Origin of the sequence: Arthrobacter sp. UYEF36, assembly GCF_040547025.1 — a bacterium.
Classification (GTDB): Bacteria; Actinomycetota; Actinomycetes; order Actinomycetales; family Micrococcaceae; genus Arthrobacter.
Genome location: NZ_JBEPOX010000002.1, coordinates 375,321 through 398,688, shown reverse-complemented (window position 1 = coordinate 398,688; position 23,368 = coordinate 375,321). Strand labels below are relative to the sequence as shown.

The following is a 23,368-nucleotide window of genomic DNA, read 5'->3' as shown; positions in this document are numbered from 1 at the left end:
TTCAGAAACCGATAGCATGGACGAGGCTGGCTGTGGTCCCCGTACGCCACAAGCTACGAAGCCTTAACTTTGAATAGGAGACACCCGTGTCAGATGCCCAGCAGATCACCCTTCTCGTCGATGGCGAAGAGACCAAGGTGACTACCGGGACCACCGGCGCGGAACTCTTTTTTGAGCGCCGCGACGTCGTTGTGGCCCGCGTCAATGGCGCCCTGTTGGACCTGGACCAGCCGCTGCCTGAGGATGCCACGATCGAGGGTGTCACCATTGATTCCCCGGACGGCCTCAACGTCCTGCGCCACTCCGCCGCCCACGTTATGGCCCAGGCCGTGCAGCAGCTGCGTCCCGACGCCAAACTGGGCATTGGCCCGTACATCACCGACGGCTTCTACTTCGACTTCGACGTCGAGGAGCCGTTTACGCCGGAAGACCTGAAGACCCTGGAAAAGATGATGCAGAAAATCATCAACCAGAACCAGAAGTTCGTCCGCCGTGTGGTCACCGAGGATCAGGCCCGCGAGGCGATGAAGGACGAGCCGTACAAGCTCGAACTGATCGGCCTCAAGGGCGCCGGCTCCGACGCCGACGGCTCCAGCGTTGAGGTGGGCGGCGGCGAGCTGAGCATCTACGACAACGTGGAGCGCAAGGAAGGCACGGCCGTCTGGTGCGACCTGTGCCGCGGCCCGCACCTGCCCAACACCAAGCTGATCTCCAACGCCTTCGCGCTCACCCGCTCCTCGGCCGCCTACTGGCGCGGCAGCGAAAAGAACAAGCAGCTGCAGCGCATCTACGGCACCGCCTGGCCCACCAAGGAAGCCCTCAAGGCCTACCAGGAACGGGTCGCCGAGGCCGAGCGCCGCGACCACCGCAAGCTCGGCGCGGAGCTGGACCTGTTCTCCTTCCCGGACGAGCTGGGTTCCGGCCTGCCGGTGTTCCACCCCAAGGGCGGCATCATCCGCAAGGCCATGGAGGACTACTCCCGCCAGCGCCACGTCGACGCCGGCTACGAGTTCGTCTACACCCCGCACATCACCAAGGGCCACCTTTATGAGGTCTCCGGCCACCTGGACTGGTACCGGGACGGCATGTTCCCCCCGATGCACATCGACGCGGAACTCAACGAGGACGGCACCGTCCGCAAACCCGGCCAGGACTACTACCTGAAGCCGATGAACTGCCCGATGCACAACCTGATCTTCCGCTCCCGCGGCCGGTCCTACCGCGAACTGCCGCTGCGGCTCTTCGAATTCGGCTCCGTCTACCGCTATGAGAAGTCCGGCGTGGTGCATGGCCTCACCCGGGTGCGAGGCATGACCCAGGACGATGCCCACATCTACTGCACCCGAGAGCAGATGAAGGACGAGCTCACCAAGACGCTCAACTTCGTGCTCGCGCTGCTCAAGGACTACGGCCTGGATGACTTCTACCTGGAGCTCTCCACGAAGGACCCGGAAAAGTCCGTGGGCTCGGACGAGCTCTGGGAGGAAGCCACCCAGACCCTCGCCGAGGTCGCCGAGGAGTCCGGCCTCGACCTGGTTCCGGATCCGGGCGGAGCCGCGTTCTACGGACCCAAGATCTCCGTGCAGGCCCGCGACGCGATCGGCCGGACCTGGCAGATGTCCACCATCCAGCTGGACTTCAACCTGCCCGAGCGCTTCGAACTCGAGTTCCAGGCCGCCGACGGCACCCGCCAGCGCCCGGTCATGATCCACCGCGCCCTCTTCGGATCCATCGAACGCTTCATGGGCGTCCTCACCGAGCACTACGCCGGTGCCTTCCCGGCCTGGCTGGCTCCCGTCCAGGTGGTCGGCATCCCGGTCGCCGAGGCCTTCAACGATTACATGTTCGACGTCGTGGACCAGCTCAAGGCCGCCGGCATCCGCGCCGAGGTGGACATGTCCTCGGACCGTTTCCCGAAGAAGATCCGCACCGCCAGCAAGGACAAGATCCCCTTCGTGCTGATCGCCGGCGGAGACGACGCCGAAGCCGGCGCCGTGTCCTTCCGCTTCCGTGACGGAAGCCAGGACAACGGTGTGCCGGTGGCCGACGCCGTGCAGCGGATCGTCGACGCCGTCCACAACCGGACCAGCTAGCGGACAGGTAAGAACCAGGCATGCAGGAAACCACAGGGGCCGCTCCGGAGTATCCGGGGGACGACGGCGTGACCGACGACTTTGGCCTGGCCGGGGTGCCGGACGCGTTCCAGCGCCTGTGGACGCCGCACCGGATGGCGTACATCAAGGGCGGGCAGCACCAGTTCAAGAACGTGGACGACTGCCCGTTCTGTGTGGCGCCGGAACGCGAGGACGACGATTCCCTGATCGTCTACCGGGGGCGGACCAGCTACGTCGTGCTGAACCTCTTCCCGTACAACCCGGGCCACCTGCTGGTCTGCCCCTACCGGCACATTCCTGATTACACCGACCTGACCGTGGAGGAAACCGCCGAATTCGCCGAGCTGACGCAGACGGCCATGCGCGTGCTGCGCAAGGTCGCCAACCCCACCGGCTTCAACCTCGGGATGAACCAGGGCGTGACCGGCGGCGCCGGGATCGCCGGGCACCTGCACCAGCACGTGGTGCCGCGGTGGGGCGGGGACGGGAACTTCTTCCCGATCATCGCCCAGACCAAGGCCATCACCCAGACCCTGGGCGAGGTCCGCCAGCAGGTGGCGGAAGCCTGGCCCCAGGCCAGCGACGCGGGGCCGGCGGCTGCCGGGGCGACGGATGCTGAATAGGCACGCGCGCGGTTTCTTCACCGCGCTGTTCTCCCCGCTTGCCCGCTGGCTGCTGCGGATCGGTGTCTCCCCGGACGCCGTGACCATCGTCGGAACGCTCGGCGTTGTGGTCGGCGCCCTGGTGTTCTACCCGCTGGGCCAGCTCTGGTGGGGCACACTCTTCATCACCGCGTTCATCTTCTCCGACGTCATCGACGGCATCATGGCACGGATGCAAAAGGGCGGCGGACGCTGGGGAAACTTCCTGGATTCCACCCTGGACCGCATAGCAGACGGCGCGCTGTTCGCCGGCGTCGCAGTCTGGTTCTTCACCGGCGGGGAAAATACCCCCATCGCGATCGCCGCCGTCGTGTGCCTGGTCCTGGGCATGGTGGTCTCCTACGCCCGCGCCAAGGCCGAGGCGCTGGGCTTCCAGGCCAATGTGGGCATTGCCGAGCGGGCCGAGCGGCTGGTGTCCGTCCTGGTGGTCACCGGTTTCACGGGTCTGGGCCTGCCCACCGTGGTTCTTTTCGGAACGTTGTGCCTCCTCGCCGCCGCGAGCCTCGTAACAGTCATTCAGCGGATCATCACGGTGCGCCGCCAGTCGCTTGAAGAGACTGAAGGCACCGCGACCGGACAGGCCGCCTGAGCGCGCAGCTGTGGCGGGTCCGTGGGTGTAACCGGAATTCAACCGGGCGCGGCGGGGGGACTAGTATTAGCACTACCGGCCAATGGATCCGGTAATCCGGTGTGTGCGAAGCGGCACTTGCGTGCCGTCCGCGCTCCGGCGAGGTCATCTATCTACCCATAGGGGTTTTTGTGTCTACACCTGATGTAAGCAGCGAAGCCGGCGCGTCCGCGAAGAGCGTTACGGGCAGCAACCGCGTCAAGCGCGGCATGGCGGAGATGCTCAAGGGCGGCGTCATCATGGACGTCGTCAACGTCGAGCAGGCCCGCATCGCTGAGGATGCCGGGGCCGTGGCTGTCATGGCGCTGGAACGCGTTCCCGCCGACATCCGCGCCCAGGGCGGCGTGTCCCGCATGTCCGATCCGGACATGATCGAGGCGATCATCGCCGCCGTGTCCATCCCGGTCATGGCCAAGGTCCGGATCGGCCACTTCGTCGAGGCCCAGGTCATTCAGACCCTCGGTGTGGATTACATCGACGAGTCCGAGGTCCTGACCCCGGCCGACTACGCCAACCACATCGACAAGTGGAACTTCACGATTCCCTTCGTCTGCGGCGCTACGAACCTCGGTGAGGCCCTGCGCCGCATCAACGAGGGCGCGGCGATGATCCGCTCCAAGGGTGAAGCCGGCACCGGCGACGTCTCCAACGCCACCACGCACATGCGCCAGATCCGCTCCGAGATCAAGAAGCTCGCCGGCATGGCCGAGGACGAGCTCTACGTCGCCGCCAAGGAACTGCAGGCCCCGTACGAACTGGTCAAGGAAGTTGCCACCACCGGCAAGCTCCCCGTCGTCCTGTTCACCGCCGGCGGCATCGCCACCCCGGCCGACGCCGCGATGATGATGCAGCTCGGCGCCGACGGTGTGTTCGTCGGCTCCGGCATCTTCAAGTCCGGCAACCCGGCCCAGCGTGCCGCCGCCGTCGTGAAGGCCACCACCTTCTTCGACGACCCGGAAGAGATCGCCAAGGCCTCCCGCGGCCTGGGCGAGGCCATGGTCGGCATCAACGTGGACGAGATCCCGCAGCCGCACCGCCTCGCCGAGCGCGGCTGGTAATTCGCGCCTTGGGGGCGCCGGACGGCGCTGATCCTCTGCGTGCTATTCCCCGCCCCTTGTTGGCAGCTGAGCGGCTGCTCGGCGCGCGGGGCCCCTTTTACGCACGGGGCCGGATCACACCGCCCTTCGCCTGGCGCTCCTGATTGAATGAGTCCGGCCGGTCACCTATCCCAGGTGGCCGGCCGGACTCGCTTTTTTATGGGGTTTAGTCGAGGCCGCGGCGCTTGAGGAGGGGTTCGAGCTCGGCGTCGCGGCCGCGGAAGGCGCGGAAGGAGTCCAGCGGGTCGCGGCTGTTGCCCCGGGCGAGCAGTTCGGCGCGGAAGAAGTCCCCGTTGGCCCGGGTGAGGCCGCCGTTGTCCTTGAACCATTCGACCGTCTCGGCGTCCAGCACCTCGCTCCAGATGTAGGAGTAGTAGCCTGCGGCATAGCCGGCGCCGGCAAATATGTGCTGGAAGTAGCCGGTGCGGTAGCGCGGCGGGATCAGTTGATGGGCGACGCCGGCCGCGGCCAGCGCCTTGGCCTCGAATTCCAGGACATCCTCGGGCACCTCGGAGCCATCCAGCACATGCCAGGCGAGGTCCAGCAGGGCCGCGCCCAGGTATTCGGTGGTGCCGAATCCCTCGCCCCAGAGCTGCGCAGCGTCGAGCTTGTCCACGACCTCCTGCGGCAGTGCCGCTCCGGTGGCATAGTGGCGGGCGTAGTTGGCGAGGACCTCCGGCCACATGATCCACATTTCGTTCACCTGCGAGGGGTACTCCACGAAGTCCCGCGGCACGGAGGTGCCGGAGAAACGCGGGTAGGTGACCGAGGAGAACAGACCGTGCAGGGCATGGCCGAACTCGTGGAACGTGGTGCGTAGTTCGTCCAGGGTCAGCAGCGTGGGTTCCCCGGCCGGCGGCTTGGAAATGTTGAGGTTGTTGATCACCACGGGCCGGGTGTTGAGCAGGCCGGACTGTTCCACGAGGGAGTTCATCCAGGCGCCGCCGCGTTTGGACTCGCGCGTGTAGTAGTCGCCCAGGAACAGCCCCAGTTCGGTGCCGTCCGCGTTGCGGACTTCCCAGACGCGCACGTCCGGGTGGTAGCCGGCGAGGTCGGCGCGTTCGTGGAAGGTGATGCCGTAGAGCGCGTTGGCGGCGAAGAACACACCGTCGTTGAGGACGCGGTCCAGCTCGAAGTACGGGCGCAGGGCCTGCTCGTCCACGGCGTACCGCTCGCGTTTGACCTTGGCGGAGTAGTAGGCCCAGTCCCAGGCTTCGAGGGGGTGGCCGGCGACCTCGGCCAGCGCTTCGGCCTCGGCGTCGGCATTCCGGACTGCGGCCGGTGCGAGCCGGTTCATCATCGTCTGCACGGCGGCGAAGTCCGGGGCGGTCTGCTGGTCCACGACGAGTTCGGCGTAGTTGGCGAAGCCCAGCAGCGCCGCCTTCTCCGCGCGGAGCCTCACCAGGTCCTTCACCAGGTCCAGGACGTCGAGGGTGCTGCCGTCGCTCCCGCGGCCGATGGAGGCCTCGTACAGGCGGCGGCGGACGTCCCGGCTTTCGAGGGCAGCAAGGGCGGGCTGGTTGCTGGGCTGGATGAGGGTCAGCAGGAACTTGCCCTCGTGACCGGCGGTGCGGGCGGCTTCCGCGGCGCTGGCAACATCATCAGCAGGCAGCCCGGCGAGCTCGGCGGCGTCGTCGAGCAGCAGCGAAGCGGACTTCATCGCTTCCTTCACCCGCTGGCCGAACTCGGTTCCGAGCCGGGAGAGCTCGGCATTGACAGCCTTGAGCCGTTCCTGGCCGGCGTCGTCGAGCTGGATGCCGGACTGGCGGAATTCCTTGAGGTATTCGTCCACGAGCCGGGCGGACTCGGCGTCGAGCTGGTCCGTGTTGACCGCGGAGAACCGTTCGAACAGTCCCCGGTTGAGGTAGACGGCGTCCTGGTGGGCCGAGAACCGCGGGGACAGGATGGTCTCGAGGTCGCGGATGGGGTCCGAGGCGTCGGCCGAGACGAGGGTGAAAAACGACGCCGCCGCACGCTGCAGGAGCTGTCCGGACCGCTCCATTGCCAGTGCGGTGTTTTCAAATGTGGCTGGCTCCGGGGTGTCCGCGATGGCCTGGATTTCAGCGAGGTGCCCGGCGAGGCCGGCTTCCACGGCTTCGGCGTAGTGCTTGTCGGTGATGTCCGCGAACGGGGGCAGACCGAACGGCAGGGGGCTGGGGCTCAACAGGGGATTGGTCATGAAATAACTCTTTCATGTAATGGGGCGAGTCTCAACGGTCTGCTACGCGTGTTGGGTCCGGTGCCGCCGTAGGATGGGCGCCATGCGTACCATCACCCCCCAGCTGCGCGGCCGTTTGCTCGCCGCCGCCGCTGCGTTCTCCCTTGTGGCCTCCGTGACGTCCTGCGGCATCGGTGCCCAATCCGAAAGCACCGCCCCAGGCTCCCCGCCGGCGGCCGGGAGCACCTCCGGCCCGGCGGCGGCCCAGAGCCCGACAGCGACGCCGGCAGCGACCCAGGCGGCGTCGCCGTCGGGCACTCCCAGCCCTTCGGCGACGCCGACGCCGGGGAAGGGGCCGGACTGCGCGGCCGTCCGCTGCACCTCGGTTGTGGTCACCGGGGACATGCTGGTCCACGCCCAGCTCTGGGAGCAGGCCCGCGCGGACGCCCTGGCCACCGGCGCCAAAGGCCTGGACTTCGGGCCGCTGCTTGAGGGCCAGCGCAAGTACATCGAGAAGAGTGACCTCGCGATCTGCCACCAGGAGACGCCAGTGGCCGGCCCGGCCGGGCCCTTTTCCGCGTACCCCTCCTTCAACGTTCCGCCGCAGATCCTCACAGCGGCCCAGCAGGTGGGCTACCAGGCCTGCACCACCGCGAGTAACCACACCATTGACCGCGGCACCGCCGGGCTGGTCCGCACCCTGGATGCCCTGGACGCTGCCGGGCTGCAGCACACGGGCGCCTACCGGAGCGAAGCCGACGCCGAGGGCGTCCTAATCCTGCCGACCGCCGCGGCGAAGATCGCCGTGATCAGTGCGACGTACGGGCTCAACGGACAGCTCCCGGAAGCGGCCTGGCAGGTGGACATGCTCGACCCCGAGGTCATGATCGCCAAGGCGAAGAAGGCCCGGGACCTCGGTGCGGATATCGTGCTGGGCGCCATGCACGCCGGCGACGAATATTCGAGCGTGCCCAACGCCGAGCAGAAGAGCGTCGCCCATGCCCTCGCGGACAGCGGCCAGTTCACCATGATCTACGGCCACCACTCGCACTCGGTCCTGCCGATCGAGCAGTACAAGGGCACCTGGATTGCCTACGGCCTGGGCAACGGGATCACCGAACTCTCGCCGAACTATGTGGTGAACAACGAGGGTCTGCTGGTCCGGGTCCAGTTCAGCCAGGACACCGCCGGCACCTGGACCGCCTCCGACCTGGCCTGGGCGCCGTCGGTGATTGTCCGCGGCCCCTACCGCTGGTGCTCGGTCGCCTCCGACGCGCCGCAGGGTTCATGCGCGGGTGCCGCGGCGGACGCGGCCACCCGCCAGCGCACCCAGACCGCGGTCGAGTCCATGGGGGCCGCGGCCGCCGGCGCCCACGAACTCCTCATCACCAGGGAGCCGTAGGGCTTGCCGGAACGAGACCGGAAGGCGCCTGGATTAACGACCGTCCACCTGCTGTGTGGCATCTCGCCGGCATTTTTGGGGAACCGGAAGCGTCCGAGGGGCGGCAGGTCTTGTCCTGGTCCCGGCCGGCGCATACGTTGGTGATGACGCGACCGCTTGGGGGCAGCTCCTGTCACCACCGGACAGGAGGCTTTCGTGGGCAGAGGATCGACGGCGGACCGGGGAACCCGGAGCGGGGCGTTTCCTAACGGCATGGACTACCTGAGCCTGGGCAACGGCACGAAAACGCTCCTCTTCATCCAGGGCGGCCCCGGGAGCACGGTTCCCCAGGGGATGCTCCGCCGGATGCTGCGGTGGCAGTTCGCCCCCCTGTTCCGGGCCGGCTACTCCGTGTGGATTGTCACCCGGCGCCGGGGGATGCCGCCGGATCATAGGGCCAAGGACATGGCTGATGACTATGCGCAGTTGATAGCCGAGGAGTTCGGCGGGCGCGTGGACATCGTCGTGGCGGAGTCATTCGGCGGAATGATCGCCCAGTATCTGGCGGCGCGGCATCCCGAGACTTTTGGCCACATGGCCATGGTGGTCACCGCTACGGAGCTGAGTGACTGGGGCAAGGATGTCGACTCCCGGATGGCGCAGGCCATCGCGGACGGTGACACGGACGGCGCGGGAACGGTCTTCGCGGAGTATCTGATCCCGAATGAGCGGCTGCGCTGGCTCCGGGGGCTGCTCGGACCGGTGATCAGCCGCCTGCTGCTGACCGGGGCCGGCTATCCGCTGGAGGACGTTTTGACCGAAGTCGAGGCAGAGGTGGGATTTAATTCCCGGACGGTGCTCCCGCACATCCGGCGGCCTGTGCTGCTGCTGTGCGGGGGGTCGGATCAGTTCTTTCCGCAGGACGTTGCACGTGAGACCGCCGGGCTCATCCCGGACTGCACCCTCATCTGGTACGAGGGGAAGGGCCATGTCCGGGCAGCCTCAAGCAGCCGCATAGCCCGGGACGTCCTCGCGTTCATAGGTCCGGGCTGAACGGCGCCGTGGCTAGGGCGTGGCGAAAATGTCGGTGTGGCCGATTGTGGCCTGGCCCGGCTCCCGGCGGGCGGCCAGCCAGCCGTCGATTTCTTCCGTTGTCAGCTCCTGTGTCTCCAAAGCGGCTGCGGCGATGCCGGTGGCGAGTTCGTGCCGGAGATCCAGATCATCCGGTCCGAGCAGCCAGGGCGAGCCGGCGGTGTGCACGGCGTAACCGCGCGCCTCGAGCAGCCCGGACAGCACAGTCGCGGCGCGCGGGCCGGTAGCCGGACCGAAGCCTTTGTCCCACTGCTGGTGGCTGTTGAACGCGCGAAGCACACGCCCGTCCTGCGGGTGGGGTGGCTGCCATTCCTGCCGGCCGTCGTAGCTCAGGACGGTGTAGAGCGGCAGCCCGGCCGCGCCGAGGGCGGCCGTGAACAGCTCCAGCCACGGCTCCGAGACCAGGTCGAACAGTGCGGCGGCCGTGACAAGATCAGGCGCCGGCGTCAGCACTTGCGCCAACTCACGGGTGAGGTCAGCCTCGACGAAGCTGACGTTGACGTGCTTGTGGTCCTTGCGCAGCCGGAGGAGGGCGCCCTCGGTCCGGCTGTCGTCAGCCCACTCGACCAGGCGGTGCCGGGCCAAAGTCAGCAGCTGCGCGTCGTAGTCCACCAGCCGCCAGGACTGGTGGTCCGGCAGGAACTGCGCGGTGCCCCGCAGATTGGACCCGGAACCGCAGCCCAGATCCACCACGCTGACGTGACTGCGTGCCGCGAAGTGGGCAGCCATCTGCTGTTCCAGATCCGCATCCCGGGCCCGGTGGTCGGCCGGTTCGCGCAGTGCCAGCCACTCCGGGCTGAAAGCGCTCATGCCGCGTGCTCCGGGAGCAACCGGGCAACGGCGCGCACGGCGCCAGCGACCCGGCTGGCCGTGTCGGACCAGAGCGGAAGAGTCTGCCCGGCCGCCCAGGAGCGCTCCCCGAGGATGGCGAGTTGCTGCGGACCGGTCAATAGCAGACGGAGCGCGGTGCCGAGGGCGAGCGGGTCCCCGGGCGGGACCTTGACGGCCGCTTCGTCCGGCACCGTCTCGGCGGCCGCCCCGCCGGTGGTGCAGATAATCGGCAGGCCGTGGGACATGGCCTCGGCCAATGCCATGCCGTAGCCCTCATAGAGGGAGGGCATGACGAAGAGGTCGCTGGAATGGTAGGCGGCGTCGAGCTCATCTGCCGTCAGGACACCGGCAAATGTGACCCGCTCGGCAAGGCCGTGGGTCTCGACGAGGGCTGCCACGCGGGTGTGCTCGACCGGGTTCCGGTGCGTCTCACCGGCGATGGTGAGGTGCCAGTCCAGATCAGTCAGCTGGGAAAGTGCCGAGGCAAGGACGCCATAGGCCTTGCGCGGGGAGACTGATCCGACGCAGAACAGTTCCGCCCCGCGCGTGCGGCCGGAACCTTCCGCGCGGCGCGCTGGGAGTGTCCCAGGACGGGCGACCGTGATCTTTCCGGCCGGGACGCCGTAGTCGCGGGTCAGCGTCCGGGCTGTCATCGCGCTGGTGGCAATCACGTGCGCTGCACGTGCCAGGGCGTGGCGCTCGGTTGTCTCAAGCAACCGGCGTTCGTCTTCCTGGAGCCCGGATTCCAGTGCCAGTGGGTGGTGGACGAGGGCCACGATCCGATGGCCGGTCCCCTGTCGCAACCTCTCGAGCAGCGTGTCCGGGAACGCGCCGAACGCGAGTCCGTCCACCAGGACGGTGGCCCGGTCGTGAAGCGACCCGAGGAGGCCCCTGGTGTGTTCAACGTCAGCTGCGGTGGGAGTCGGCCACGAGCCCGGGAGCTGAAGGTGCTGCACCCGGATGCCGGAGCCAGGCAGGTGCGCCAGGAGGCTGCGATCATAGGCGTAGCCGCCGGTGGGCGCTGAGAGGTCGCCCGGGATGGCGAAAACCAGTTCGGGATCCGGATCGGCAACCATGGCGGACTCCATTTCGAGCGACGGTTATGCGACAGACCGCGGGGCGCGGCGCGCGAAACCCATGCTACCCGGATACCTCGCACCGCGCCTTGGCCGTCAGCGCGGGCGGCGGGCCGCGTGTTCGCGGGCGAGGAGGGCGTAGGAGTCGTCCGGAGCGCCGGGGGAGAAGCTGCCGTATTTTCGTTCGGCGGCAGTGCGGATGAGGAAGTCCGCCAGCGCCGGGTTCTTGGGCAGCAGGGAGCCGTGCAGGTAGCTCGCCACGATGTTCCGGTAGCGTGCGCCTTCCTGGCCGTCGCTGCTGTTGTTCCCGGTGCCCTTGGCTGTGGTGCCCAGGGGTAAGACGCCCGGACCGAGGGTGGTCTGGCCGCTGTGGTTCTCGTACCCCAGGACAGTGCCGAACTCGGGGGAGGACACCGACACGTTGCCGATCAGCCGCTCGTCGGTGCCGTGGGTCTCCACGTCCAGGATGCCGATTCCCGGGATCACAGAGCCAGTCCGGGTCTTGAAGAACTTCCCGAACAGCTGGTAGAGCCCGCAGATCACCAGCATCGGGGTGCCGTTCTCGGCCAGCTCCTTCAGGACGGTCTCGCGCGACAGCAGGTCATCCTGGATGACGAGCTGGCCGCTGTCCTGCCCGCCGCCGCCAACGATCAGGTCGATGTCCGACGGGAAAGTGTCGCCGACGTTGTACTCGAGCAGCTCCGGGGTGTACCCGTGCCAGCGCAGCCGCTGGGCCAGCACCAGGGCGTTGCCCCAGTCGCCGTAGATGTTCATGTCCCGCGGGTACAGCTGCAGGACCCGGATGATGCCCTTGCCGGGCGCCGGGGATTCCTCGGGCGGCAGCTCGTGCCCGAAGGAGAACGTGGACTCGCTGGACGGGCCGGATTCGCCGGCGGGGGACTGGGGGGTCATGAGACCACCTCCACTGTGGTGATTTTGGACAGCTCGCGGCGAATCGCGAGCATTGCTGTGTAGGTGCAGAAGACCCGCTTTGGCTTGTCCCTGGCGCCGCTGATGAAAGCCGCCAATGCCGGCGCAATCTCGGTATTCACCGCGCCGATCGCGACGTCGTCGTACTGCAGGCGAAGCGCCATGTCGTAGGCGCGGGAGCCGCTCAACTGGTCCACGCCGGCCTCCCGCAGGGTGTCGAACTCGACGTCCCACAGCCACGACATGTCCCGGCCGTCGGCATAGTTGTCGTTGATCGCGATCATCGTGGCGTAACCCGCGGCCGGGAAGGACTTCAGACCGAGGCGGAAGCCGCTGGGGTTCTTCACCAGCACCAGTTCCAGCGGCAGGCCGTCGACGACGAGGCTCTCACCGCGCCCGAACGCCGGCGCCACCCGGGACAGCGCCTTCAGCAGGCCCTCGTTGTCGGCAACAGCCGTTTTTCCAGGGACCGGGTCCCCCACCGCAATGGCCCTGGCCAGGGTCAGCGCGGCCGCGGCGTTGAAGATGTTATAGACGCCGCGGAGCTTCATGGAGGTGCTGGCCGTGACGCCGTCGTACTCGAAATCCGCGTCCGCCGCACCCACCCGGCGCAGCACGACGTCGGCGTGCGGCTTCGCAGGAGCCGGCGGCACCGGACTCCCGGGGGCAGCCCGCATCTCGTCGTCATTCGGGAACGTGCTCAGCAGGGAATCGTCGAGGCCGAAATAGAGGACGTCGGGACCGGTGGCGGTGTCTGTTGTGAGCGCTTCCGCGATGCGCGCGACGCGCGGGTCCTCGCGGTTCAGCACGACCGTACCGGTGGTCTTGGAGGCGATGTGCTGCAGCAGCTGCGCGGTCTTGTCGATCTCACCGAAGCGGTCCAGTTGGTCCCGCAGGACGTTCAGCAGGAGGCAGTAGCGCGGCGGGACCTGGTTGACGAAGTGCACCGCGTGGGCCTCGTCCAGTTCCAGCACGGCGACGTCGGCGTGCAGCCGTCCGCGCCAGTCCACTTCGCCCAGCAGCGCCGCGGCCACACCGCGGGTGAAGTTGCTGCCGGTGCGGTTGGTGAAAACCTTCAGGCCCTGGCTTTCCAGCAGTTCCACCACCATCTTCGTGGTGGTCGTTTTGCCGTTCGTGCCGCTGACGACGGCGACGCCGTGCGGCAGTGTGGACAGGGTCCTGCGCATGAAACCGGGGTCTATCTTTTCAACCACGAGCCCGGGAAGGGCGGAGCCTCCGCCCCTAAGCCGGGAGACCCGGCGGACGAGCTTGCCGAGCGGAACGCTGAAGTAAAACATGCTCTGTAATATATCCCAGCGGCGGCATGGAAACCCGCCGGGAGGCGGCAGGGAACGTGTCCGGGCCACTATGCTGGTCCGATGACCAACCCCACTTCTGCGCCCTCTTCCCGCGTGGGAACAGGGCTGCGGATCGGCGTCCTCGCACTTCAGGGCGACTTCCGCGAACACCTGCACGCCGTGGAAGCGGCCGGCGCCATGGGCACCGGCGTGCGCCGGCCGTCCGAGCTCGACGGCCTCGACGGCCTCATTATTCCCGGCGGCGAATCGACCACCATCGACAAACTGTCCCGCGCCTTCGGGCTCCGCGACCCGCTGCGCCAACGCATCGACGACGGGCTGCCTGTCTACGGCTCCTGCGCCGGGATGATCCTCCTCGCGGACGAGATCGCTGACCCTGCAAAGGACCTCGGCGGCAATCCGCAGCAGACCTTCGGCGGACTGGACATCACGGTGCGCCGGAACGCCTTCGGCCGGCAGCGCGAGTCCTTCGAGACGGACCTCGATTTCAAGGGCCTCGACTTCAGCGCCACCGCCGGCGGAGTCGCCCCTGTCCATGCGGTCTTCATCCGCGGACCCTGGGTGGAGCGCGTCGGCGCCGGCGTGGAGGTCCTCGCCACCGTGGAACCTTCCAAGGCCTCCCACCCCGAGGCGCTGGCCGGGGCGGCTAGAATTGTTGCTGTGCGTTCCGGCAAGCTGCTGGCCACCTCCTTCCACCCGGAAGTGACGGGGGAGAAGCGCGTGCATGAATTGTTTATTCGAATGATCAGAGGAGAAGCGTAAAGCATGTCAGGCCACTCCAAATGGGCGACGACCAAGCACAAGAAGGCCATCCTCGACAGCCGCCGGGCCAAGTCGTTCGCCAAGCTGATCAAGAACATCGAAGTTGCCGCACGTATGGGCGGCCCGGACCTCGCCGGCAACCCGAGCCTGGAACTCGCCGTCACCAAGGCCAAGAAGACCTCGGTACCCGCTGACAACATCGACCGCGCCATCAAGCGCGGCGCCGGACTCACCGGCGAAGTTGTGGACTACACCGAGATCATGTACGAATGCCGCGGACCGCAGGGCTCCGCGCTGCTGATCGAATGCCTGACGGACAACAAGAACCGTGCAGCGTCCGAGGTCCGGCTCGCCATCTCCCGCAACGGCGGCACCATCGCCGACCCCGGCTCGGTCAGCTACCTCTTCTCCCGCAAAGGCGTCGTCTCGCTGCCCAAGAACGGCCTGACCGAGGACGACGTCCTGATGGCCGTCCTCGACGCCGGCGCCGAGGAAGTCAAGGACAACGGCGACAGCTTCGAGATCCACTCCGAGCCGACCGACCTGCAGGCCATCCGCGATGCGCTCAAGGAAGCCGGGATGGAATACGACACCGACGAGGCCGAGTTCGTCCCGTCCATGCAGGTCCCGCTGGATCTCGACGCCGCCAAGAAGTTCATGAAGCTTGTCGACGCCCTCGAGGAACTCGACGACGTCCAGAACGTTTACAGCAACGCTGACCTCAGCGACGAAGTGCAGGCCGCACTGGAATCCGAGTGACCCTCCGCGTCCTCGGCGTCGATCCGGGCCTCACCCGCTGCGGGATCGGCGTCGTGGACGTCGAAAAGAACCGCCGCGCCACCATGGTGGCGTTCGGCGTCGTCGGAACCTCCCCGGCGGAGAGCCTGGACCAGCGCCTGCTGGTCATCGCCACCTCCATCGACGAGTGGCTCGACCTGTACGAACCGCACGTCCTCGCCGTCGAACGCGTTTTCTCGCAGCTCAATGTCAGCACCGTGATGGGGGTTGCACAGGCCTCCGGCGTCGTGATCGCCGCCGCCGCACGCCGCGGCATTCCGGTGGCCCTGCACACCCCGTCAGAAGTGAAAGCCGCCGTCACCGGCAGCGGAACCTCCAACAAGGACGCGGTCACTAAACTGGTCACCAAAATCCTCCGGCTCGACGCCCCGCCCCGCCCGGCGGACGCCGCCGACGCCCTCGCGCTGGCCATCACCCACGCCTGGCGGGCCGGCAGCGGCGCCGCGGTCGCCACCACGGGACCGGGCAGCCTCTCCCTGACCCCGGCCCAGCGGGCCTGGGCGGACGCGGAGGCCAAAGCGCGCCGTTCACGCTGAATGTCCGGCTGTCCGGTGGCAGCACTTGATAGGGTATTCGTAGATATGTTCGGATAGCCGGGTCTTCCCGGTTCTATCTTTCAGCTGAATTTTCAGGAGCCCGGCTTTGATCAGTTTTCTCCGCGGAACCGTAGCGCACGTCGGCCTGTCCTCCGCCGTGATCGACCTCAACGGCGCCGGCATGAGCGTGAACGCCACGCCGCAGACCCTCAGCAGGCTCCGCACCGGCGAGGAGGGGAAACTCTTCACCTCCCTGATCGTCCGCGAGGATTCCCTCACCCTGTTCGGATTCGGCAGCGACGACGAACGCGAAGTCTTCGATGTCCTGCTCAGCGTCAGCGGCGTCGGCCCCCGGCTGGCGCTGGCCGTCCTGGCCGTGCACGAGCCCGAAGCCATCCGCGTCGCCGCTCACTCCGGCGACGGCAAGGCATTCACGAAAGTGCCCGGCATCGGCCCCAAGGTCGCCGGCCGGATCGTATTGGAACTCGCCGGAAAGCTCGTGCCGCACGGCACCGCCACCGGCGCCACGGCCCCGGCGGCGTCCTCCGAAACGGTCTGGAAGCCTCAGGTCGTCGCAGCCATGACGAGTCTTGGCTGGTCCGAGAAGGACGCCACCGCCAGCATCGACAAATCCCTGGCTGATTCCCCCGAACTGGCCGAGAAGGGCAACGTTGCCGAGATCCTGCGCGCCACCCTCCGCTGGCTGGGCCAGGACGGCGCCCGCGCCGGAAACAGGGTAGGCGCCCGTGGCTGAGCCGTCGATTGTCGCCGGGGGAGAGGAGCCGGAGGAGCGTGTCATCGAAGCCGCCCTCAGGCCCAAGAACCTGCACGACTTCGTCGGCCAGCACCGGGTCCGCAAGCAGCTCTCCCTCGTCCTGGAAGCCTCGCGCATGCGCGGCCGCAGCGCCGACCACGTCCTGCTCTCCGGCCCTCCCGGGCTGGGCAAAACCACGCTGTCCATGATCATCGCGGCCGAAATGAACGCCCCGCTGCGGATCAGCAGCGGTCCCGCCATCCAGCATGCCGGGGACCTGGCAGCCATCCTGTCCTCGCTCTCCGAAGGTGAAGTGCTCTTCCTCGACGAGATCCACCGGATGTCCCGGCCGGCCGAGGAAATGCTCTACATGGCGATGGAAGACTTCCGGGTCGACATCGTCGTTGGCAAAGGTGCCGGCGCCACCGCCATCCCGCTGGAACTCCCGCCCTTCACCCTGGTGGGGGCCACCACCCGCGCCGGCCTGCTGCCCGGGCCGCTCCGGGACCGCTTCGGCTTCACCGGCCACCTCGAGTTCTACTCCGTGGCCGAACTGGAGCTCGTCCTGCGGCGCTCCGCCGGCCTCCTGGACCTCAAGGTCAACTCCGCCGGCTTCAGCGAAATCGCGGGCCGTTCGCGCGGCACGCCCCGCATCGCCAACCGGCTCCTGCGCCGGGTCCGCGACTGGGCGCTGGTGCACGGCGTTGAGCAGATCGACGCACGCGCCGCCTCCGCGGCGCTGGACATGTACGAGGTCGATAAGCGGGGCCTGGACCGTCTCGACCGTGCCGTCCTGGAGGCTCTCATCACCAAATTCGGCGGAGGGCCCGTGGGACTGTCCACCCTGGCCATCGCCGTCGGCGAAGAGACCGAAACGGTGGAAACCGTCGCCGAGCCGTATCTCGTCCGCGAGGGACTGCTGGGACGAACCCCGCGGGGGCGCATCGCGCTCGCCCCGGCCTGGACACACCTCGGGTTCGCGGTGCCGCCCGGAATCTTCGCGCAGGACCCGCTCGAGCTCTTCCGTGCAGAGGACGACAGCCCGGACCTGCCGGACGGGCTCGGCCAGGACGCTGATCCGGAATGGATCCGTAATAGTCAATAGCACCGCTCTGTGGCCTTTTCCCTTTAGACTGGAATGACGCTCGGCACGTTCGGGTCTTTGTTTCTGTGCGCGGCCAGCACCTGGCCGCCGTCGGCTGGGCATGATTCGCGGCCGGCCCGGAGCGAAGCGGACGTTGCTGTAAAACCAGCTACGCAAGTACAGAACGGAACTATTCCTGTGTTCGGACTTATTTCTGCCCAGACCCAGCCGCAGGCCGGCGGCGGCATCGACATCATGACCATCCTGTTGTTCGCCATGCTCGGCGTCTTCGTCTTTATGATGTTCCGCCGCAACAAGAAGACCCAGCAGCAGCAGGCGCAGCTCCAGTCGAAGTTCGCCCCGGGTGTCGAGGTCATGACGAGCTTCGGCCTGTACGGCCGGATCGTCGAGATCGACGACGAAGAGAACAAGGTCCTGCTGGAACTCTCCCCGGGTAACACCGCCACCGTTCACCGCCAGGCCGTCACCAAGATCGTCGAACCGGTTGTCGCCGCAGAGGAGCCCGCGGTCGTTCCCAACGATGCCTCCTCGCTGACCATCGACCAGGCCGACAGCCACGCCCCCGTCAACGACGCTCCGCGCGAGGAGACGCCGGAAGAAACCCTGCGCCGCCTCAACGACGAAGGTAAGAAAGACAGCTAGTCTGCCTGTTTGAGCTATCCCGCGAAGTAACGGCTGCGGGCCACCGCCGGAGCGGCCCGACCGGGCCGCCCGGCGGTTTCCTCCGTAAATAATAGAAAGATCGACAATGGCACGAACTGGCCCCAATAACTCAGCCCTCAGGGTGCTGGTCTGGCTCGGGGTTATCCTCGCCGTCCTGACCGCCGTCCTGGCAGGCGGCACCATGGCCGGCCAGGCGAGCTGGGCTCCCAAGCTCGCCCTGGACCTTGAAGGCGGCACCCAGATGATCCTGGCGCCCAAGGTTGAGGGCGGTTCGGACATCAACGAAGAACAGCTCAACCAGGCCGTGGCGATCATCCGTCAGCGCGTGGACGGCTCGGGTGTCGCGGAAGCTGAAATCAGCACGCAGTCCGGACGCAACGTCGTTGTCAGCCTGCCGGGCACACCGTCCAAGGAAACCCGGGCCCTGATCCAGGCATCCGCCGACATGAACTTCCGGCCCGTCCTCCAGGCCGGACCGGGCGCAGCCGTCCCCGCGGAGTCACTGACCCCGGACGAGCAGCTGCCCCAGCCCACCGCTGAGCCCACCAACGGCAGCGACGTGAACTGGGTCACTCCCGAAATTTACAAGAAGTTCGAGACGCTCGACTGTGACAACCCCTCGCAGGACAAGCAGGAACGCTCCGACCCGACCCAGCCGCTGGTCACCTGCGAACCGGCCTCCGCCAACTCGCCGGCGATCAAGTACATCCTTGGCCCGGTTGAGGTCAAGGGCGCAGACATTGCGGGTTCCTCCTTCCAGTTGCAGCGCGGTGCCCAGGGCGCCGTGACCAACGAGTGGGCTGTCAACATCCAGTTCAACGACGAGGGCACCGCCAAGTTCAAGGAAGTCACCGAGCGGCTGTACCAGTTCTACATCGCCGGCGGCGGCCAGAGCGGCTCGGATCCGAAGTCCCAGTTCGCGATCGTCCTTGACGACCAGGTCATTTCCGCTCCGCGGTCCCTCGCCGTCATCACCGATGGCCGTCCGCAGATCACCGGCGGCTTCACCGAGGAGTCCGCGAAGGCCCTCTCCGACCAGCTCCGCTTCGGTGCCCTGCCGATCAGCTTCGAGATCCAGAGCGAACAGCAGATTTCGGCCACCCTTGGTGGTGAGCAGCTCCGGATGGGTATGCTCGCCGGCCTGATCGGCCTGCTGCTGGTGGTGGTTTACTCGCTGATCCAGTACCGGGCACTGGGCCTGGTCACCGTCGCCTCCCTCGTGGTGGCCGGCGCGCTGACGTACCTGGCCATCGCGATCCTCGGCTGGACCGAGAACTACCGGTTGTCCCTGGCCGGCGTCGCGGGCATCATCGTGGCCATCGGCCAGACCGCGGACTCGTTTATCGTCTACTTTGAACGTATCCGCGATGAGCTCCGTGAGGGCCGCGGCCTCGTCTCGGCCGTCGAGAACGGCTGGAAGCGCGCCAAGCGCACCGTCCTGGCATCGAAGGCCGTCAACCTGCTGGCCGCCCTCGTGCTGTACTTCGTGGCAGTGGGCAACGTCCGCGGCTTCGCGTTCACGCTCGGCCTGACGGCCATCGCCGACCTCATCGTGGTCTTCATGTTCACCCACCCGACCCTGCAGCTGCTGGCCCGCACCAAGTTCTTCGGTGAAGGCCATCCGCTCTCCGGGCTGGACCCGAAGAGCCTCGGCGCCGTTCCCTTGTACCGTGGCGCGGGCCGGTTCCGCACCCCCGCGGACAAGCCGGCCGCAGTTGCCGCGGTCCGTGCCAAGAACACCGGCGCCACGGCTGAGGCCGAACGCCGGATGACCATTGCAGAACGACGCCTCGCGGAACGACAGGAACAGCTTGCTGGCTCCTCCAAGAGCACGTCCAAGGAGGGCAACTAAATGGCCACCAGTTTCGCCAATTTCGGCAATGAGCTCTACACGGGCAAACGTTCCTACGACTTCGTGGGATCCAAGAAGATCTGGTTCCTGATCGCGGGCGTCCTCGTGGCGCTGTCGATCCTCCTGCCGGTCGTCAAGGGTGGCTTCAACCTCGGCATCGAATTCCGCGGCGGGTCGGAATTCACCGTCTCCAACGTAAAAACCACCGATGCAGCCATCGGCGAGAAGGCTGTGGAGGACGTTGTCCCGGGCAGCGTCCCCCGGGTGGCGAACGTCGCCGGCAACACGATGCGGATCCAGACGGACAAACTCACGGAAGATGAGACGCTCCAGATCAAGGCGGGCCTCACCGAGGTCTACGGCGTAACCGACAACGAGGTGACATCCACTTTCATCGGCCCCACGTGGGGTGCTGACGTCACCAAGCAGGCCCTGCTGGGCCTGGCGATCTTCGTCGGACTCGCCGCCGTGCTGATGGCGCTGTACTTCCGGACCTGGAAGATGTCTCTTTCGGCCATCGCGGGCATGCTCGTGACGATGTTCATCACCGCCGGCGTCTACGCACTGAGCGATTTCGAAGTCACGCCGTCGGCCATCATCGGCTTCCTGACCGTGCTGAGCTACTCGCTGTACGACACGGTGGTGGTCTTCGACAAGATCCGTGAGAATACCGCGGACCTGCAGGCCTCCACCCGCCGGACCTTCGGCGAGGAAGTCAACCTGGCCGTCAACCAGACCCTGGTCCGCTCCATCAACACCATGATGGTGGCAATCCTGCCGGTCGGCGCCATCCTCTTCATCGGCGCCGGACTACTTGGCGCCGGAACGCTGCGGGACCTCTCGCTGGCACTGTTTGTCGGGATCCTGATCGGCACGGCGGCCACGATTTTCATCGCCGCGCCGCTCTACGCCTGGCTGCGCCAGGGCGAACCGGAACTGGTCAAGCAGGCCGAGCGCGTCCACCATCGCCGCGCCCACGCCGCCGCCAAGACCGACTCCCCGGCGGAGCCGGCCACCGCGTAGCGGGCACGGTCCTGCCGGACCGGTCACCACCGGGGTCTTCCGGAGGGCCCCGACGGGCCGGAGAACGTCATTCGTGACGCTCTCCGGCCCGTCGCCGTTTCGCCGCCGGTTATCGAAGTATCCTGCTGCGGGAATAGACTGGAAGAATTAACGGGTTCGGAGAGGTGCTCCATTGGAAGAACGTGCGACGTCGGTGCCATCAGCGCCGGCGGATAAGGCTCCAGGCCAGGGTTCTCAGACTGGTGTGGTGGCTGCCGGACGCGCCGATCCGCTGGTCCCCGTGGACAGCTCGGGTGCACGCCCCACGTTCCCCGGACGGCGTGAACGCACCCGTTCCCGGCTTGCCCGCCTGACCGGGCGCGGCGCCCCTTCCTATTCCCCCATTCTCGAGCCGCTGCTGCGCACCGTGCGCGCCAACAATCCCAAAGAGGACTTCGACCTCATCCAGCGCGCCTTCGTCGTGGCGGAGCGCTGCCACCGTGGACAGAAGCGCAAGAGCGGCGATCCCTACATCACCCACCCCGTGGCAGTGGCGACCATCCTGGCGGAGCTGGGCCTCAGCGGGACCACGCTGGCGGCGGCGCTCCTGCACGACACCGTCGAGGACACCTCGTACACGCTGGAGGACCTGAAGGCCGAGTTCGGGCCGGAAGTAGCCATGCTGGTCGACGGTGTCACCAAGCTGGACAAGGTCAGCTTTGGCGAGGCAGCGCAGTCCGAGACCGTGCGCAAGATGGTCGTGGCCATGGCCAAGGACATCCGCGTCCTGATGATCAAGCTGGCGGACCGGCTGCACAACGCCAGGACCTGGCGTTTCGTCTCGGCCGAGTCCTCGGCCCGCAAGGCCCGGGAAACGCTGGAAATCTTCGCCCCGCTGGCGCACCGGCTCGGCATGAACACGATCAAGTGGGAACTGGAAGACCTTTCCTTTGCGGCCCTCTACCCCAAGGTCTACGAGGAGATCGTGCGCATGGTGGGGGACCGGACCCCCGAGCGGGAGAAGAACCTCTCCGTCATCCGGAACCAGATCACCGAGGACCTGCGCGAGGCCAAGATCAAGGCCACCATCACGGGCCGGCCGAAGCACTACTACTCGATCTACCAGAAGATGATCGTCCGGGACAAGGACTTCGACGACATCAACGACCTGATGGGCGTCCGCGTCCTGGTCGACTCCGTCCGGGACTGTTACGCGGCCCTCGGTGCCATGCATTCGCGCTGGAACCCCCTGCCCGGGCGGTTCAAGGACTACATCGCGATGCCCAAGTTCAACATGTACCAGTCGCTGCACACCACGGTGATCGGCCCGGGCGGCAAACCCGTGGAGATCCAGATCCGCACCCACGAGATGCACCGCCGCGCCGAATACGGTGTCGCCGCGCACTGGAAGTACAAGGACCAGCCGAACCGGGCGGCCGAAGGGCCCGGAAGCCCGCGCGACGGCGACATGGGCTGGCTCCGGTCGCTCGTGGACTGGCAGCAGGAAACCTCCGACCCCGGTGAGTTCCTGGACTCGCTGCGTTTTGAAATCAACGCCCGCGAAGTCTTCGTCTTCACCCCCAAGGGCGAGGTCATGGCGCTGCCCGCCGGCTCCACGCCCGTGGACTTCGCCTACGCCGTCCACACCGAGGTGGGACACCGGACCATCGGCGCCCGCGTCAACGGCAAACTGGTCCCGCTCAACAGTGAACTGAACCACGGCGACTGGGTGGAAATCTTCACCTCCAAGGCCGAAGGTGCCGGGCCCAGCCAGGACTGGCAGCACTTCGTCAAGAGCGCCCGGGCCCGCAACAAGATCAGGCAGTGGTTCAGCAAGGAACGCCGGGAAGAGTCGATCGACCGTGGCAAGGAACTGCTGACCAAGGCCATGCGCAAGCAGAACCTCCCGCTGCAGCGCCTGATGACGCACGACGCCCTCGCCGCGATCGCCGAGGACTTCAAATACGTCGACATTTCCGGGCTCTACGCAGGCGTGGGTGACGGGCACACCTCCGCCCAGTCCGTCATGGAACGGCTGGTGGAGAGCCTCGGCGGCAATGACTCGCCCGAGGACGACCTCACCGAGATTTCCATTCCCACCCAGGTCAGCAAGACCCGGTACTCCGATTCGGGCGTCGTGGTACGCGGGGTGGACGACATCTGGGTCAAACTCGCCCGCTGCTGCACGCCGGTACCGCCGGACCCGATCCTGGGCTTCGTCACCCGCGGCTCCGGCGTCTCCGTGCACCGGACGGACTGCACCAACGTCAGCGGCCTCCTGGAGCAACCCGACCGGATCGTCGAGGTCGAGTGGGCTCCCACGCAGTCAAGCGTCTTCCTGGTCGAAATCCAGGTCGAAGCCCTCGACCGCAAGTCGCTGCTCTCGGATGTGACCAGAATCCTGTCAGAGAACCACGTCAACATCCTGGCGGCCAGCGTGCATACGTCCACTGACCGGGTGGCCATCTCCAAGTTCGCCTTCGAGATGGGCGACCCCAAGTACCTGAGCCACGTCCTGAGCGCCGTCCGCCGCATCGACGGCGTCTTCGACGTCTACCGCACCACCGGCAACCGGCGGCGTAGCTGAGGCTGGTCGAACTGCCTCTGG

20 protein-coding genes are annotated in these 23,368 nt (G+C 67.0%); 15 read left to right on the top strand and 5 right to left on the bottom strand.

From position 1 onward, the window contains the following. Positions 1-86: 86 nt before the first annotated feature. The 4 genes from thrS (at position 87) to pdxS (ending at position 4,462) form a co-directional block, all read left to right on the top strand. Positions 87-2,093, top strand: a complete 2,007-nt coding sequence (gene thrS / locus ABIB29_RS05840) for a threonine--tRNA ligase (protein ID WP_354170894.1) — start codon at positions 87-89, stop codon at positions 2,091-2,093. Between the two features lie 20 nt (positions 2,094-2,113). After that, complete coding sequence (locus ABIB29_RS05835; protein WP_354170892.1) at positions 2,114-2,737, top strand: HIT family protein; 624 nt, start codon at positions 2,114-2,116, stop codon at positions 2,735-2,737. Continuing rightward, on the top strand, positions 2,727-3,365 hold the full coding sequence (gene pgsA, locus ABIB29_RS05830) for a phosphatidylinositol phosphate synthase (protein WP_354170890.1): 639 nt from the start codon (positions 2,727-2,729) through the stop codon (positions 3,363-3,365). Before ABIB29_RS05835 ends, pgsA begins: the two co-directional genes overlap by 11 nt. A 170-nt stretch (positions 3,366-3,535) precedes the next feature. Beyond that, the gene (pdxS, locus tag ABIB29_RS05825) at positions 3,536-4,462 is read left to right on the top strand and encodes a pyridoxal 5'-phosphate synthase lyase subunit PdxS (protein ID WP_354170888.1); all 927 of its coding nucleotides are present in this window, start codon (positions 3,536-3,538) and stop codon (positions 4,460-4,462) included. A 205-nt stretch (positions 4,463-4,667) separates the two neighbouring features. On the opposite strand, the gene ABIB29_RS05820 is transcribed toward pdxS, so the two are convergent. After that, positions 4,668-6,680, bottom strand: a complete 2,013-nt coding sequence (locus ABIB29_RS05820) for a M3 family metallopeptidase (RefSeq protein ID WP_354170886.1) — start codon at positions 6,678-6,680, stop codon at positions 4,668-4,670. A gap of 82 nt (positions 6,681-6,762) precedes the next feature. On the opposite strand from ABIB29_RS05820, the gene ABIB29_RS05815 reads away from it, so the two are divergent. Continuing rightward, positions 6,763-8,061 (top strand): CapA family protein, encoded by a 1,299-nt coding sequence (locus tag ABIB29_RS05815; protein ID WP_354170885.1) that lies wholly within the window; start codon positions 6,763-6,765, stop codon positions 8,059-8,061. Between the two features lie 252 nt (positions 8,062-8,313). Then, positions 8,314-9,093, top strand: coding sequence for an alpha/beta fold hydrolase (locus tag ABIB29_RS05810; protein ID WP_354170883.1), 780 nt, complete (start codon positions 8,314-8,316; stop codon positions 9,091-9,093). Positions 9,094-9,105: 12 nt separating this feature from the next. On the opposite strand, the gene ABIB29_RS05805 is transcribed toward ABIB29_RS05810, so the two are convergent. The 4 genes from ABIB29_RS05805 to ABIB29_RS05790 all read right to left on the bottom strand — a co-directional run bounded on the left by ABIB29_RS05805 (position 9,106) and on the right by ABIB29_RS05790 (position 13,267). Further along, positions 9,106-9,942 (bottom strand): class I SAM-dependent methyltransferase, encoded by an 837-nt coding sequence (locus tag ABIB29_RS05805; RefSeq protein ID WP_354170881.1) that lies wholly within the window; start codon positions 9,940-9,942, stop codon positions 9,106-9,108. Then, complete coding sequence (locus ABIB29_RS05800) at positions 9,939-11,039, bottom strand: glycosyltransferase family 4 protein (RefSeq protein WP_354170879.1); 1,101 nt, start codon at positions 11,037-11,039, stop codon at positions 9,939-9,941. Before ABIB29_RS05800 ends, ABIB29_RS05805 begins: the two co-directional genes overlap by 4 nt. 96 nt (positions 11,040-11,135) lie before the next feature. Further along, positions 11,136-11,951: a type 1 glutamine amidotransferase gene (locus ABIB29_RS05795; protein ID WP_354170878.1), complete on the bottom strand. Its 816-nt coding sequence runs from the start codon at positions 11,949-11,951 to the stop codon at positions 11,136-11,138. Beyond that, a complete protein-coding gene (locus ABIB29_RS05790; protein ID WP_354170876.1) occupies positions 11,948-13,267 on the bottom strand; it encodes a Mur ligase family protein in 1,320 nt (439 codons plus the stop codon). The genes ABIB29_RS05795 and ABIB29_RS05790 overlap by 4 nt, the downstream gene beginning before the upstream one ends. 81 nt (positions 13,268-13,348) lie before the next feature. Between ABIB29_RS05790 and pdxT the strand changes: the two genes are divergently transcribed. The 9 genes from pdxT (at position 13,349) to ABIB29_RS05745 (ending at position 23,347) form a co-directional block, all read left to right on the top strand. After that, on the top strand, positions 13,349-14,050 hold the full coding sequence (pdxT, locus tag ABIB29_RS05785; protein ID WP_354170874.1) for a pyridoxal 5'-phosphate synthase glutaminase subunit PdxT: 702 nt from the start codon (positions 13,349-13,351) through the stop codon (positions 14,048-14,050). Between the two features lie 3 nt (positions 14,051-14,053). Next, positions 14,054-14,809: a YebC/PmpR family DNA-binding transcriptional regulator gene (locus tag ABIB29_RS05780; RefSeq protein WP_354170872.1), complete on the top strand. Its 756-nt coding sequence runs from the start codon at positions 14,054-14,056 to the stop codon at positions 14,807-14,809. Beyond that, the gene (gene ruvC, locus ABIB29_RS05775) at positions 14,806-15,384 is read left to right on the top strand and encodes a crossover junction endodeoxyribonuclease RuvC (RefSeq protein ID WP_354170870.1); all 579 of its coding nucleotides are present in this window, start codon (positions 14,806-14,808) and stop codon (positions 15,382-15,384) included. The genes ABIB29_RS05780 and ruvC overlap by 4 nt, the downstream gene beginning before the upstream one ends. 106 nt (positions 15,385-15,490) lie before the next feature. Next, complete coding sequence (gene ruvA, locus ABIB29_RS05770) at positions 15,491-16,138, top strand: Holliday junction branch migration protein RuvA (RefSeq protein WP_354170868.1); 648 nt, start codon at positions 15,491-15,493, stop codon at positions 16,136-16,138. After that, positions 16,131-17,243 (top strand): Holliday junction branch migration DNA helicase RuvB, encoded by a 1,113-nt coding sequence (gene ruvB / locus ABIB29_RS05765; RefSeq protein WP_354170866.1) that lies wholly within the window; start codon positions 16,131-16,133, stop codon positions 17,241-17,243. The genes ruvA and ruvB overlap by 8 nt, the downstream gene beginning before the upstream one ends. A 234-nt stretch (positions 17,244-17,477) precedes the next feature. Further along, entirely contained in the window at positions 17,478-17,885 is a 408-nt protein-coding gene (gene yajC / locus ABIB29_RS05760) for a preprotein translocase subunit YajC (RefSeq protein ID WP_354171097.1), read from the top strand. A 106-nt stretch (positions 17,886-17,991) separates the two neighbouring features. Beyond that, positions 17,992-19,758 (top strand): protein translocase subunit SecD, encoded by a 1,767-nt coding sequence (secD, locus tag ABIB29_RS05755; RefSeq protein ID WP_354170864.1) that lies wholly within the window; start codon positions 17,992-17,994, stop codon positions 19,756-19,758. Further along, entirely contained in the window at positions 19,759-20,781 is a 1,023-nt protein-coding gene (gene secF / locus ABIB29_RS05750; protein ID WP_354170862.1) for a protein translocase subunit SecF, read from the top strand. A 172-nt stretch (positions 20,782-20,953) separates the two neighbouring features. Continuing rightward, the gene (locus ABIB29_RS05745; RefSeq protein WP_502915554.1) at positions 20,954-23,347 is read left to right on the top strand and encodes a RelA/SpoT family protein; all 2,394 of its coding nucleotides are present in this window, start codon (positions 20,954-20,956) and stop codon (positions 23,345-23,347) included. Positions 23,348-23,368: the final 21 nt, after the last annotated feature.

Coding starts and splice junctions, on each gene's coding strand:
- ABIB29_RS05835 (WP_354170892.1), top strand. CDS start 2,114: ATGCAGGAAACCACAGGGGCCGCTCCGGAGTATCCGGGGGACGACGGC.
- pgsA (WP_354170890.1), top strand. CDS start 2,727: ATGCTGAATAGGCACGCGCGCGGTTTCTTCACCGCGCTGTTCTCCCCG.
- ABIB29_RS05820 (WP_354170886.1), bottom strand. CDS start 6,680: ATGACCAATCCCCTGTTGAGCCCCAGCCCCCTGCCGTTCGGTCTGCCC.
- ABIB29_RS05815 (WP_354170885.1), top strand. CDS start 6,763: ATGCGTACCATCACCCCCCAGCTGCGCGGCCGTTTGCTCGCCGCCGCC.
- ABIB29_RS05810 (WP_354170883.1), top strand. CDS start 8,314: ATGGACTACCTGAGCCTGGGCAACGGCACGAAAACGCTCCTCTTCATC.
- ABIB29_RS05805 (WP_354170881.1), bottom strand. CDS start 9,942: ATGAGCGCTTTCAGCCCGGAGTGGCTGGCACTGCGCGAACCGGCCGAC.
- ABIB29_RS05800 (WP_354170879.1), bottom strand. CDS start 11,039: ATGGTTGCCGATCCGGATCCCGAACTGGTTTTCGCCATCCCGGGCGAC.
- ABIB29_RS05795 (WP_354170878.1), bottom strand. CDS start 11,951: ATGACCCCCCAGTCCCCCGCCGGCGAATCCGGCCCGTCCAGCGAGTCC.
- ABIB29_RS05790 (WP_354170876.1), bottom strand. CDS start 13,267: ATGTTTTACTTCAGCGTTCCGCTCGGCAAGCTCGTCCGCCGGGTCTCC.
- pdxT (WP_354170874.1), top strand. CDS start 13,349: ATGACCAACCCCACTTCTGCGCCCTCTTCCCGCGTGGGAACAGGGCTG.
- ABIB29_RS05780 (WP_354170872.1), top strand. CDS start 14,054: ATGTCAGGCCACTCCAAATGGGCGACGACCAAGCACAAGAAGGCCATC.
- yajC (WP_354171097.1), top strand. CDS start 17,478: ATGACCATCCTGTTGTTCGCCATGCTCGGCGTCTTCGTCTTTATGATG.
- secD (WP_354170864.1), top strand. CDS start 17,992: ATGGCACGAACTGGCCCCAATAACTCAGCCCTCAGGGTGCTGGTCTGG.
- secF (WP_354170862.1), top strand. CDS start 19,759: ATGGCCACCAGTTTCGCCAATTTCGGCAATGAGCTCTACACGGGCAAA.